Origin of the sequence: Qipengyuania sp. 902, assembly GCF_051195295.1 — a bacterium.
Taxonomy (GTDB): domain Bacteria; phylum Pseudomonadota; class Alphaproteobacteria; order Sphingomonadales; family Sphingomonadaceae; genus Qipengyuania.
On sequence record NZ_JBNJLJ010000001.1, the window covers coordinates 464,902 to 477,696 of the forward strand.

Sequence of the window (12,795 nt, forward strand, 5' to 3'; positions counted from 1 at the left end):
AGATCGGCATCCCCGCAATGGCGGGTGTGTTGCTCAGAAAATACACCCGCTCGACGAACTCCGCTTGACCTCGGACTCGCCGAGGATTCATACTGAAAGCTCCCGACGACACAGAGGCGAGACACATGGCCACGCGCGCTGGCGCAGCACCCGACTGGCGGGCGGCATTCCGCCGCTCTTTCCGCCGCGCCACGCATATGGCGGGGGCGGGGTTGCTGTTCGCGCTGCTGCTGTTCCTGACCCTGTCGTTGGCCAGCTACACGCAGACCGATCCCAGCCCGTCCACCGCCGCCGACCGCACCGATATCGGCAACTGGATGGGCCTCTCCGGAGCTTGGGCCGCCGAGCGTGCGCTCAATTTCTTCGGCATCACCGCCGCGCTGCTGCTGCCATTGCTGTATATCTCCGCGCGCCGCTTGTGGACCGGCGTGGAGGATGATGACGAGCAGGAGACGCCCGGCCGTTGGTGGGGCCCCTTCGCCATGCTGCTTGCGGCCATGGTGCTGCTTGGCACTGTGCTCGCGCTGCTGTTCGATCCCGCGACAGGCAGCCTGCCTGCAGGGCTCGGTGGCCTCTTCGGCCAGCTGGGCGGTCTCGGGATCGAGGCGGTCGCCGCTCGGTTCGGCGAGGCAGCATCGGGCTGGATCGTCCTGGCGCTGGCGCTCGTCGCGCTGGCGGGCGGGATCGCACTGGTCACGCGCGTCTTCGCCATCGACTGGGCGCAGTTCCTGACCCTGCCCGATTTCGTCAAGCGCCGCCCGGCACTCGCAGATGCGGACCTGCCGCTGATTCCCAAGCGCCAGAAGCGTGCCAAACCCGCAGTAGCCGACGAAGAAGACGAGGCCGATCCGGTCGAGTTTCGCGAACCGCGCCGCGCGCCGGAAATCGCCGATCCCGCACCCATGCCCGCCCAGCCGAAACCGGCCAAGGCGAAGCAGCGCGACATGTTCGCCAATTACCAGCTCCCGACGCTGGAATTGCTCGACGATCCGCCGGAAAATTCCGCGCCCAAGCTCGACAAGATGGCGCTGGAGCGTAATGCTCGCCTGCTCGAAAACGTGCTCGACGATTTCAACGTGAAGGGCGAGATCACCGCCGTGCGCGCCGGGCCGGTGGTCACCATGTACGAGCTGGAACCCGCCCCCGGCATCAAGGCCAGTCGCGTGGTCGGCCTCGCCGAAGACATCGCGCGCAACATGAGCGCCATCAGCGCCCGCGTCTCGCCCATTCCGGGCAAGACCGTGATCGGCATCGAACTGCCCAATGCGGACCGCCAGATGGTCAGCTACAAGCAGCTGGCGAGCAGCGGGGCCTTCGTCGATCATTCGGGCAGCCTGCCGATGATCCTGGGCAAGGACATCGCGGGCGAGCCGATCGTCGCCGACCTTGCCGCCATGCCGCACCTGCTCGTCGCAGGCACGACCGGCAGCGGTAAATCGGTCGGCCTCAATGCCATCCTGCTGTCGCTGCTTTATCGCTTCACGCCCGACGAATGCCGCCTGATCCTGATCGATCCGAAGGTGCTAGAGCTCAAGACCTACGACGACATCCCCCACCTCCTCAGCCCGGTGGTGACCGAGCCGCACAAGAGCGTGCGCGCCCTGAAATGGGCGGTGGAGGAGATGGAGAAGCGCTATCGCATGATGTCGAGCGTGAACTCGCGCAACATCGCCGGATTCAACGAGAAAGTGAAGAAGGCAGCCGAGAAGGGCAAGCCGCTCGGCCGCCGGGTGCAGACCGGCTTCGATCCCGAGACCGGCGAGGAAATCTACGAGGAAGAGCAGCTCGATTACGAACCGCTGCCGTTGATCGTGCTGATCGTCGACGAGCTGGCCGATTTGATGGTCACCGTCGGCAAGGAAATCGAGGTGCTGATCCAGCGCCTCTCCCAGAAGAGTCGCGCCGCCGGCATCCACCTGATCATGGCGACGCAGCGTCCCTCGGTCGACGTCATCACCGGCGTCATCAAGGCCAATTTGCCGACCCGCATCAGCTTCAAGGTCACCAGCCGTATCGACAGCCGCACTATTTTGGGCGAACAGGGCGCGGAGCAGCTGCTCGGCAAGGGGGATATGCTCTACAAGCCCAACACCGGCGCGATGTTGCGCGTACACGGCCCCTTCGTCAGCGACGAGGAAGTCGAGAAGGTCGCCGATCACTGGCGCGAACAGGGCAAGCCCGATTATGTCGATGCCGTCACCGAAGAGCCCGAAGACGGCGGCTACAGTTTCGAGGACGAGTTCACCGCGTCCGACGATCCGGACGAGCGCAAGTATCGCCAGGCCTGCCAGATCGTGATCGAGAACCAGAAGGCCAGCGGATCGTGGCTCCAGCGCCAGATGGGCGTGGGCTACAACACCGCGGCCAAGTGGATCGAACGCATGGAAAGCGAAGGGCTGGTCGGCCCGGCCAACCACGTCGGCCGCCGCGAGATCTTCCGCGACCAGGACGGCAATCCGATCTGAGGCAGATCACGCAGCGCCGCCTTCGGCGCGCCGGCATAGTTGCTTCGATCTAGACGCATCGACCTAGACCGGTTGCCATATGGACTGCACCCCCTCTGGGTCGGCAGGTTTCGCTTGCGGACAGGCTTGTCCGTAATCTCGATGCGAACCTGAGAGGGGCACTATGTACATGTCAAACCATTCCGAATTCAGCCGTTCGGCCCAATGCGCCGAACTCACCTTCGACGAAATCGAAAGCGTCAATGGCGGCATCGTCCCGCTGGCCGCGCTTGGTGCGGTCGCAGCAACGACCGCGCTCATCGGCCTCGTCGATGGGATCTTCACCGGCATTGCCGAAGACGAACAGCGCAAGGCCGAGCAGGACGCCGGTTGATCGCCGACGCACACGATTTTCGAGAGGATTGAACAATGAGCACCGCAAACACACCGGCCACCGGCATCCAGTCGCTCGACGGCCAGGAAATCGATGCGACCAACGGGGGTGTGCTCACCACCGTTCGGCTTCTGTGGACCCTTCGCGATGGCTATGTCGCGCTTTACGAAGGCGCGAAAGAGCTGGGTCGCGAACTCACGCGCACCACGCCGGACACGGAAGAGACCACGCAAGAAGGATCGTAAGATCCATTCGGTCAGGGAGCAGATCATGATACTATTTTCCAACCGCGTGATACCGCTGGACCGGGCATTGACCGGTTCGCCGCTCGATGTCGCCGAACTGTGGAGCAAGATGCGCGAGCATCCGGTCCAGTTCGTGATGGAGGCGATTGCGCTCGGCTTGATGATCGTGGGGTTGATGACCGCTCTGGGGCCGATTTATAACACTGCCAAAGCGTTGGGGGAACGGCTGGTCACCCTGGCCTGACCGCCGCCGCATTTGCGCAACTTCGGGGGGAGGTCGGCAAGCGCCGATCTCCCCCTTTGCGCCAGTAGGAGCTGGACATGACCGACACACCCACTTTTCGGATCCTTGGCGTCGTCAAGAACGGGCTCTTCGGGCGTACCGTCCGCGTAGAAGTCGTCAGTCCGGGTGTGCGCCGCAATGTCCAATTCAACGGTGCGTTCCCCAATCCGAACTGGACCAGTATCGAGGACCGCTGGCTGCGCGAGGGAGACGTTTTCGAAGGCCGGATCGAGGGGGCGTTCGAGCTTGGGGATATCGTTCCGATGGCCCGCCTCTCGATGCTCGCGGAAAGAAGCGACTAGACGACCGGCTCTCGGTTCGCGCCGGTCGATCCGCCGGTCCGAAATTGAAGCGCGACATACGCGCCTCGTCCTTATACATCGTCGCGCAAGCTTTTCTTAGATGGCACCGCACGTAGGAGACGAATTGCCATGACCGCGCCGCAAAGCGCCGCCGTGACATCCGCCCAGTCGCAATACCGCACGCCGATCGATGCGCTGTGGGGCTATACCGTGGGCTGGTGGCGGAACGATGTGGCCGACGGAGTCGAGCACGGCAAGGTCTTGCAGAAGATCGCCGCCGAAAGCTCGCTGACGCCGCGTTACATCTTCATGATCTGCATGTCGGCGGGGATCGCGATCCTCGGCCTGCTGCTGTCCTCGCCCGCGGTGGTAATCGGGGCCATGCTGCTGTCTCCGCTGATGGGGCCGATCCTGGGCGCGGGTTTCGCGCTGGCGGAAGGCAAGTTCACCTGGCTGCGCCTGTGCGCCAAGGCGCTGTTCTGGGGCACGCTGGTCGCCGTACTGTTCTGCGCGCTGATCGTCTGGCTCTCGCCCTTGCAGACCGTGACCGAGGAGATCGCTTCGCGCACAAGGCCGAGCCTGTTCGACCTGCTCGTCGCGCTCTTCTCTGCCCTGGCGGGCAGCTATGCGATGATCCGCGGGCGCGAGGGGACGATCGTCGGCGTTGCCATCGCCACGGCCCTGATGCCGCCGCTCGCCGTGGTCGGCTTCGGCCTGGCGACCTGGAACTGGACGGTATTCGGCGGGGCGCTGATGCTGTTCGTCACCAATCTGCTGACCATCGCGCTGTCCGCTTTCGTCATGGCGCGGCTGTATGGCTTCAAGTCCACGCGATCGAGCCGGCAGGGCATGTTCGAAAGCGTCGGCATCCTCATCACCTTCATCGCGCTCGCCATACCGCTGGGCTTTTCGCTGGTGCAGATCGCGAACGAGAGCAACGGGCAGCGGATCGTGCGCAATACGATCGAGGATGCCTTCGACCCGCAGTCGCGCATCGATACGCTGGAGATCGACTGGGACGCCGATCCCGTACTGATTACGGCGAGCGTCCTCACGCCCGAATTCCGCGCCAATGCCAACACCTATCTCGGGCGCTCGCTGGCGCGGGCGCTGGACGAAGAGGTTTCGGTCAGGATCGACCAGTTCCGCGTCGGCACCGATCCGGGCGCGGCGGAACAGGCTGCCCTGGCGCAAGCCCGCGCCCGCGAGCAGGCGGAAGCGACCGAACGGCAGATTGCCGCGCTTGGCGAGCGGCTGGCGCTGGTCGCCGGGGTCGAGCGGTCCGCCGTCCTCGTCGACCGTGACAACCGCCGCGCCGTGGCACAGGCCAATGCGCTGGAGGGGCTTACCTTGTCCGGCTATCGCGAACTCGAGCGGCGGCTGGCCGCGCAGGCACCCGGCTGGTCGGTAGAGCTGCGCCCGCCGCTCTTGCCGTTGCCCGACATTACTGTGGGCGAAGACGGACTCGACGCCGACAACGCCCTGCGCCTCGCACTGGTCGGCTGGGCCGCCAGCCGCACCGGCGTGCGGGCCGTGCTGACCGGCGGTGAAGAGGCGATCGATACGGCGGTGGCAGGCCTCGGTGACGATGCCCGTTTCGTTGAGACGCGGATCTCCGGCGAGGGAAACAGCATCGTAACTGCATGGTCTGCGCCGGGGTCCGACACCATCCCCTGAGCGACCCGATGTAGTACGTCCCGCTTAGCCGGCCTCTGTTCGCATTCCGTCGAGGGCGGGCTTGCCCGTAGATGGTTGCAGATGTAACGGGCGGCGCAGACAACGGAGTCCTCCCCATGCGCATCGGCAGCCCCAAGGAAATCAAGAACCACGAATACCGCGTCGGCCTGACGCCGGAGAGCGCGCGCGAACTGACCGCGCGGGGCCACGAGGTGTGGATCGAAACCGAGGCCGGCTGCGGCATCGACGCGACCGACGCGCAATATGTCGCTGCAGGCGCGAAGATCGTCGACGGGCCGGACCCGATCTTCGCCGAATGCGAAATGGTGGTGAAGGTCAAGGAACCGCAGGCGGTGGAGCGCGCCAAGCTGCGCGAGGACCAGATTCTCTACACCTATCTCCACCTCGCGCCCGATCCGGAGCAGACCAAGGACCTCGTCGCCAGCGGCGTGACGGCCATCGCCTACGAAACGGTCACCGGCCCGCGCGGCCAGCTGCCGCTGCTGAAGCCGATGAGCCAGGTGGCCGGCCGCATGAGCGTGCAGGCGGGTGCCAGCGCGCTGGAGAAGGCGCATGGCGGCCGCGGCGTGCTGCTGGGCGGCGTGCCGGGCGTGATGCCGGGCAAGGTCGTCGTGATCGGCGGCGGCGTGGTCGGCTTCAATGCCGCGCAGATGGCGGTCGGCCTCGGCGCGGACGTTACCATCCTCGACCGCGATCCCGAAGTGCTGGAAAAGGTCGGCACCTTCTTCGAAGCGCGGGCCTCCACCCGGTTCTCCAACCGCGCGAACCTCCACGATTCGGTTTGCCAGGCGGACCTCGTCATCGGTGCGGTGCTAATCCCCGGCGCAGCGGCGCCCAAGCTGGTCACCCGCGAGATGCTGGGCGACATGCAAAAGGGCGCAGTGCTGGTCGATGTCGCGATCGACCAGGGCGGCTGCTTCGAAACCAGCAAGCCGACCACCCATGCCGATCCGACCTATGTCATCGACGATATCGTGCACTATTGCGTCGCCAACATGCCCGGCGCGGTCGCGCGCACCAGCACCTATGCGCTCAACAACGTGACCCTTCCGCACGCGCTGCGCATCGCCGATCTCGGCTGGAAGGAAGCGCTGCGCCGCGATCCGCACCTCGCCGAAGGGCTCAATGTGCACAAGGGCACCGTGACCTATGAAGCCGTGGCGAACGAGCTGGGCTACGAATACCGGACGGTCGCCGACATCCTCGGCTAGGTAAACGGCGCGAGCACGTCCGGGCGCACGCGCGCGAGGCGCTGCGTCGCTCGTTCGAGCATCGCCCAGGTCGTCGTCGCGGAGACGATGATCTTGCCCTCGGTATCGCGAAACTCGACGCGACGGGTCGATTGCGCACCGCGCGCCGGACCTTCGATCCAGGTCGTGCCGGTCACGCGGTCACCTTCCGCGATATTGCCGCGATAATCGATCTCGTGTCGCGTCACGACCCAGAAGAACGCCTCGCGATCGGCAGGCCGCGCAGCCGCCTCCCAATGCGCGGTCGCCATGTCCTGAATCCACTGCACCCACACGGCATTATTGACATGGCCGAGCTCGTCGATGTGATCGGGCCGAGCGGTGAAGGTCTTGTCGAAGGTCGGGGCACTCACGTCTCGACGTCCAGCTGCCAGAGTACGAAGGCGACCTCTTCCGCCGCTTCGCGAATGCTTTCGAAGCGGCCCGACTTGCCGCCATGGCCTGCGCCCATGTTGGTCTTGAGCAGCAGCTCGTTGTCGTCGGTTTTCAGCTCGCGCAGCTTGGCCACCCATTTGGCCGGCTCCCAATAGGTCACGCGCGGATCGTTGAGACCGGCGGTCACCAGCATCGGCGGATAGTCCTGCTCCACCACCTGGTCGTACGGGCTATAGCTCAGGATATAGGCGAAGGCTTGTTTCGACAGGATCGGATTGCCCCATTCGGGCCATTCGCCCGGCGTCAGCGGCAGGCTTTCGTCGAGCATCGTGGCGAGCACATCGACGAAGGGCACATGCGCTACGATCGCTCCCCACAGTTGCGGATCGGTATTCGCGACCACGCCCATCAGCTCGCCGCCTGCCGAGCCGCCGGAGATGCTGATCCTGCCCTCTTCGGTGAACCCCTTGGCCGCCAGCCCCTTCGCGACATCGACGAAATCGGTGAAGGTGTTGAGCCGCTCGTTGAGCTTGCCCTGCAAATACCACTTGCGGCCCAGATCGTCGCCGCCGCGGATATGCGCGATGGCATAGGCAAAGCCGCGATCGACCAGGCTGAGGCGGGTGGTCGAGAAGCCCGGCGGCACGGCGAAACCGTAGGCGCCGTAGGCATAGAGATGCAGCGGGCCAGGCCCGTCCGGGCGATCCTTGCGCATGACCACACTGACCGGGATCATCGTCCCGTCGCGCGCTTCGATCTCGACGCGTTCGGTGGTGTAGGCTTCGGGATCGTAGCCGCTAGGGATTTCCTGCTGCTTGAGCAGTTCCAGCTCGCCGCTTTCGACGTGATAGTCGAACACCGAATCCGGCGTGACCATGCTCTGGTACGACAGGCGCAACTTGTCCTGATGGTATTCGGGATTGTTGGTGAGCCCCGCGGTGAAGCTCGCTTCGGCGAAGGCGATCGGTTTGACGAGATCGGGCTGCGCGTAGGACCGCAGCTGGATCTGGTCGAGCCCCTTCACGCGCCCTTCGGTGACGAAGAAATCGCGATAGAGTTCGAACCCGTCGAGATAGAATTCGTCCGAGCCCTCGATCAGCGTTTCCCATGCATCGGGCATGTCGAGCGGCGCCGTGGCAAGGCGGAAATTGATGTGGTCGTCATTGGTGTGGACCCACAGCGTGCCGTCGCGCACGTCGACATCGTATTCGACGCCCTTCATGCGCGGCTTGACGAGGATCGGCTGGGCCGTCGGGTCGTTTGCCGGCACCAGCCGCACTTCGCTGGTCTCATTGTCGCCGGTCGATACGACCAGCCAGTCCTCCTGTGCGCTGAGGCCCGCACCGACGCGAAAGCCCTCGTCCAGCGTCTCACGATAGAGTTCGACATCGTCCGACAGCGGCGTGCCCAGCATGTGCAACGTGGCGTCGTGCACCCGCCAGTTCTCGTCGGCGAGGCCATAGACCAGCGCCGTGTCGCCCATCACCCAGACGAGGCCGGACAGCGTGCCGGGGATCTCGTCGGGCAGATGCTCGCCGGTCTCGAGGTTCTTCACCCGCGCAGTGAACCGCTCCGACCCATTGGTGTCGACCGAATAAGCGAGCAGCTTGCCGTTCTGCGAGACGGAGAAGGTGCCCAGCCGGAAATACTCGTGTCCTTCGGCCAGTTCGTTCTCGTCGAGGATCAGATGCGCATCGCCACCGCTTACGGCCTTGCGGTAGTATTTGCGATACTCCGCGCCCTCCTCGAATTCCGACCAGTATAGGAAGTCGCCCCGGCGCTGGGGCACGGTCGAATCGTCCTCCTTGATGCGCGCCTTCATCTCCTTGAAGAGTTCTTCGACCAGGTCCTGCTGCGGTTCCATCCGCGCTTCGAACCACGCATTCTCCGCTTCGAGATGCGCGAGCACGTCCTTGTCCTCGACCGTCGGATAGCCGGGATCGCGCAGCCAGGCATAGGGATCGGCGATGGTGATCCCGTGATGCGAATAGGAAAAGTCGCGTTTCTCGGCCTTGGGCGGCTCGGCGGGGCGGCTGGTCGAAATGGGAGAACTCCTTGGCGTCGCAACGGGTGGAAATGGGTGCCGGTGAGGCGTAAGTGGGGCGCATGACCCTGCGCGCCCGACCTAAGATGGGTAGGGGCGCGCCGCAAGCGCCGGTGCGACGATCCGGCCCGACGATACGCAAAGGACCCCGCCCATGCTCATGCAGACATATGAAGCCCGCCTCGACGGATTGCGCAAGGAACTTGGCAAACGCGGCCTCGACGGCTTCGTGATCCCGATCTCCGACGAGCATATGAGCGAATATGTCGGCAGCTATGCCCAGCGCCTCAAATGGCTGACCGGGTTCGGCGGCAGCGCAGGCAGCGCCGTGGTGCTGAAGGACCGCGCGGCGATGTTCACCGACGGCCGCTACACCGTGCAGGTGCGCGAGCAGGTGGACGGCAAGCTCTACGATTACGAGGACGTGCCTGCGACCTCGCCCGCCAAATGGATCGCGGAGACTGCGCCCGAAGGCGCGACCATCGGCTACGACGCCTGGCTGCACGGCATCGAATGGGCGGAAAGCGCGGAGAAGCTGTTCGCCAAGAAGGGCCTGAAGCTGGTGCCGGTGGATGGCAATCCGATCGACGCGATTTGGGACGACCAGCCCGAACCCTCCGTTGCCGAGGCCGCGCCGCATGACGAAAAGCTCGCCGGCCGCTCCAGCGCGGATAAGCGCGCCGAGGTCGCCGACTGGCTGAAGCGCGAAGGCTATGACGCCACCGTGGTCACTGCGCTCGATTCCGTCGCCTGGCTGCTCAACATGCGCGGCAAAGATGTCGATAATACGCCGGTCGCGCTGTCCTACGTACTCGCCCATGCAGATGGCACGGCGGAGTTGTTCATCGCGCCGGAAAAGGTGACGCCCGCGCTGGCGCAGCATCTCGGCAATGCCGTGACCGTGCGCCCGCGCGCTCAGTTCGAAGCTTCGCTGGCGGACCTCAAGGGCAAGACTGTTGCCGTCGATACGAACCACGCGGTGGCAGGCATCTTCCACGCGCTGGAAGCAGGCGGGGCAAAGGTCGTGCGCGACGGCGATCCCACGATCATGCCCAAGGCGATCAAGACGCCTGCCGAGCAGCAGGGCCATCGCGATGCACAGGCGCGCGACGGGGTTGCGGTCAGCCGCTTCCTGCGCTGGCTCGGTATCGAGGCGCCCAAGGGCGGCGTGGACGAACTTGCCGCCGCCGCCAAGCTGCGCGAATTTCGCGAGGACTGCGGCATCCTGCGCGATGCGAGCTTCGACACGATCAGCGCCGCCGCCGGCCATGCCGCGCTGCCGCACTACAAGGTGGACGAGGATAGCAATATCCCGATCCCGCCATCCTCGATCTACCTCGTCGACTCGGGTGGCCAGTATGACGACGGCACGACCGACATCACCCGCACCGTGTGGATCGGCCCCGGCGAGCCGAGCGCGGAGATGATCGAGCGCAACACCCGCGTGTTGAAGGGCCACATCCAGCTGGCGATGCAGTATTTCCCCGACCAGACGACCGGCGGCGCACTCGACGCGCTGGCCCGCATGCATCTGTGGCAGAACGGGGTCGATTACGGCCACGGCACCGGCCACGGCGTCGGCAGCTATCTCTCGGTCCACGAAGGGCCGCAGCGGATCAGCAAGCCGGGCGGCGCCTTCCCCGGCACCGAAACACCGCTGAGCGAAGGCATGATCCTCTCCAACGAGCCCGGCTATTACAAACCTGGCGAATACGGCATCCGGATCGAGAACCTCGTGCTGGTGGTCGAAGCGCCGATCGCAAGCGAGGGCAAATATCTCGGCTTCGAGACGCTGACCTTCGTCCCGCTCGACCGGACGCTGGTAGACAAGACCCTGCTTACCGAGGCCGAGATCGGCTGGTGGAACAGCTATCACGAACAGGTCGAGGCGATCCTCGGCCCGCAGATGGAAGGAGAGGACCGCGATTGGCTCAAGGAGCAGTGTGCGCCCTTGTAGGGGTTCGCCTGTTCTTGTAATGTTCTCCACGAATCGAAAGCGGTCGCGAGTCGCTGACAGAGGAGAAATGCCATGATCGGTTACGTTACGCTGGGAAGCCACGACCTCGAACGCTCGGCCAGATTCTACGACCCGATCGCCGCCGAAATGGGCGTCGGGCGGATGATGGAATTCCCGACCTTCATTGCGTGGGGCGATGCGAATGGCGCGCCTGGGATCGCTGCGACCAAGCCATACGACGGCAATGCGCCGAGCGTCGGCAACGGGGTGATGGTGGCGCTCGAATGCAAGGATCGCGACCAGGTCAAGCGCCTGCACGAACTCGCGCTGGCCAATGGCGGCAGTGACGAGGGCGAGCCGGGGCCGCGCGGTGAGCCGGACGCAAACGGCATGGTGTTCTACGCCGCTTACTTCCGCGATCCGGACGGCAACAAGCTCAATGCCTTCCTGATGGACAAGGCGGAATGAGCAAAGAGCCACGCCGACTGGCCGAGAGCTTCGTGCATCTCGGCCTCGGCGCGACGGCCGTGCCGCAGCCGCCCTTCGAAGGCGGGATGGAGTGGTACGAAGGCTACGGCCAGCGCCATGGCGCGGACGGGCGCGAAGGCCGGCTGGTCAGCCAATATACTTTTACCGAAGACTGGGACAGCTGGGAGATGCACCCCGTCGGCGACGAAGTGGTGATCTGCACGGAGGGCCGGATGGTGCTGACGCAGGAATATCCCGACGGGGGACAGGAAGAGGTCGCGCTGGAAGCGGGCGACTACGCGATCAACGCACCCGGCGTCTGGCACACGGCAGATGTGGAGGGTAGCGCCACGGCGATCTTCATCACCGCCGGCGAAGGCACGCAGCACCGCCCGCGCTGACCGCCGCCAACGCAACGCTTTCGCGTGGATTAACAACGTCGACTGGCCGATACAATCCGATACAATTCCCCAGCAATCCGGGATATTGCTGCGACATGGCGGGCCTAGAAAGGGCACACGAGCTGCGGCGGACGAACCGGTCTCCCTCCCCCTCCCCCGCCGTCGCAGCTCTCCGATTTGAACCCTTACGGAGATTTGCAATGCGCAAGACCATCCTTTCCCTTTCCGCCGCCGCGCTCGCCCTCACCGGCGGCGTCGCTTTTGCCCAGAAGGGCGAACGCGCCGACGTCAATGGCGACGGGGTCGTCACCCTTGCCGAAATGCAGGCCAAGTCGGCAGAGCGTTTCGCCCGTATGGACAGCAATTCCGATGGCGTGCTGAACACCGCCGATCGCCAGGCCAAGATGGCCGAGCACTTCGCCCGCATCGACGCGGACAATGACGGCGAAGTCACACAGGCCGAAATGCAGGCTGCCCATGAGGCTCGCCGCGCCGAGCGGGCCGAGCGCATGGCCGAGCGCGGCGTGGAACGCAGCGAGCGGATGAACCGCCGTGGCGGCAATCGCGCCGAACGCATGGCGGAACGCTTCGCTGCGGCCGACATCGACAATTCGGGCGGCCTGACCATGGCCGAGATGCAGGCGATGCACGAAGCCCGCGGCGAACGCGGTCAGCGCGGCAAACGCGGCATGAACCGCATGGCGCAGGTGGACACCAATGGCGACCAGGCCATCAGCAAGGCCGAGTTCGACGCGCAGGTCGCCGCCCGCTTCGCCCGGCTCGATGCCGACGGCAATGGCCAGGTTACGGTCGAGGAACGCGAGGCTGCCAAGGCCGAACGTCGTGCGAAATGGCAGGAACGCCGCGCGGCGCGCCAAGCCCAGTAAGCGCTGTAGAGTAAGCGCTTGATCGCTTGCCGACTTACCCGGTAGGC

Annotated in this window: 13 protein-coding genes; 11 read left to right on the forward strand and 2 right to left on the reverse strand. The window is 65.0% G+C overall.

From position 1 onward, the window contains the following. Positions 1-125 precede the first annotated feature (125 nt). The 7 genes from ACSH0F_RS02270 to ald all read left to right on the forward strand — a co-directional run bounded on the left by ACSH0F_RS02270 (position 126) and on the right by ald (position 6,577). Positions 126-2,465, forward strand: coding sequence for a DNA translocase FtsK 4TM domain-containing protein (locus ACSH0F_RS02270; protein ID WP_435199500.1), 2,340 nt, complete (start codon positions 126-128; stop codon positions 2,463-2,465). Between the two features lie 169 nt (positions 2,466-2,634). Further along, positions 2,635-2,838, forward strand: a complete 204-nt coding sequence (locus ACSH0F_RS02275) for a class IIb bacteriocin, lactobin A/cerein 7B family (RefSeq protein ID WP_435199502.1) — start codon at positions 2,635-2,637, stop codon at positions 2,836-2,838. Positions 2,839-2,873: 35 nt separating this feature from the next. Then, positions 2,874-3,083, forward strand: a complete 210-nt coding sequence (locus tag ACSH0F_RS02280) for a hypothetical protein (RefSeq protein ID WP_435199504.1) — start codon at positions 2,874-2,876, stop codon at positions 3,081-3,083. A gap of 25 nt (positions 3,084-3,108) precedes the next feature. Beyond that, positions 3,109-3,327, forward strand: coding sequence for a hypothetical protein (locus ACSH0F_RS02285; protein WP_278329199.1), 219 nt, complete (start codon positions 3,109-3,111; stop codon positions 3,325-3,327). Between the two features lie 77 nt (positions 3,328-3,404). Continuing rightward, complete coding sequence (locus ACSH0F_RS02290) at positions 3,405-3,668, forward strand: hypothetical protein (RefSeq protein ID WP_435199506.1); 264 nt, start codon at positions 3,405-3,407, stop codon at positions 3,666-3,668. A 129-nt stretch (positions 3,669-3,797) separates the two neighbouring features. Continuing rightward, positions 3,798-5,345, forward strand: coding sequence for a DUF389 domain-containing protein (locus tag ACSH0F_RS02295; RefSeq protein ID WP_435199508.1), 1,548 nt, complete (start codon positions 3,798-3,800; stop codon positions 5,343-5,345). A 116-nt stretch (positions 5,346-5,461) separates the two neighbouring features. Beyond that, on the forward strand, positions 5,462-6,577 hold the full coding sequence (gene ald, locus ACSH0F_RS02300) for an alanine dehydrogenase (RefSeq protein WP_435199510.1): 1,116 nt from the start codon (positions 5,462-5,464) through the stop codon (positions 6,575-6,577). Here the strand turns inward: ald and ACSH0F_RS02305 are convergent. Together ACSH0F_RS02305 and ACSH0F_RS02310 are read right to left on the reverse strand one after the other, a co-directional pair. Further along, on the reverse strand, positions 6,574-6,969 hold the full coding sequence (locus tag ACSH0F_RS02305) for an acyl-CoA thioesterase (protein ID WP_435199512.1): 396 nt from the start codon (positions 6,967-6,969) through the stop codon (positions 6,574-6,576). The two genes, ald and ACSH0F_RS02305, sit on opposite strands and share 4 nt — an antisense overlap. Further along, positions 6,966-9,035 (reverse strand): S9 family peptidase, encoded by a 2,070-nt coding sequence (locus ACSH0F_RS02310; RefSeq protein ID WP_435200523.1) that lies wholly within the window; start codon positions 9,033-9,035, stop codon positions 6,966-6,968. Before ACSH0F_RS02310 ends, ACSH0F_RS02305 begins: the two co-directional genes overlap by 4 nt. A gap of 154 nt (positions 9,036-9,189) precedes the next feature. Between ACSH0F_RS02310 and ACSH0F_RS02315 the strand changes: the two genes are divergently transcribed. The 4 genes from ACSH0F_RS02315 (at position 9,190) to ACSH0F_RS02330 (ending at position 12,748) form a co-directional block, all read left to right on the forward strand. Continuing rightward, positions 9,190-10,992 (forward strand): aminopeptidase P family protein, encoded by a 1,803-nt coding sequence (locus tag ACSH0F_RS02315; protein ID WP_435199513.1) that lies wholly within the window; start codon positions 9,190-9,192, stop codon positions 10,990-10,992. Positions 10,993-11,064: 72 nt separating this feature from the next. After that, entirely contained in the window at positions 11,065-11,460 is a 396-nt protein-coding gene (locus ACSH0F_RS02320) for a VOC family protein (protein WP_435199514.1), read from the forward strand. Then, positions 11,457-11,861, forward strand: coding sequence for a cupin domain-containing protein (locus ACSH0F_RS02325; protein ID WP_435199516.1), 405 nt, complete (start codon positions 11,457-11,459; stop codon positions 11,859-11,861). Before ACSH0F_RS02320 ends, ACSH0F_RS02325 begins: the two co-directional genes overlap by 4 nt. Positions 11,862-12,061: 200 nt before the next feature. Then, positions 12,062-12,748: a hypothetical protein gene (locus tag ACSH0F_RS02330; protein ID WP_435199518.1), complete on the forward strand. Its 687-nt coding sequence runs from the start codon at positions 12,062-12,064 to the stop codon at positions 12,746-12,748. Positions 12,749-12,795: the final 47 nt, after the last annotated feature.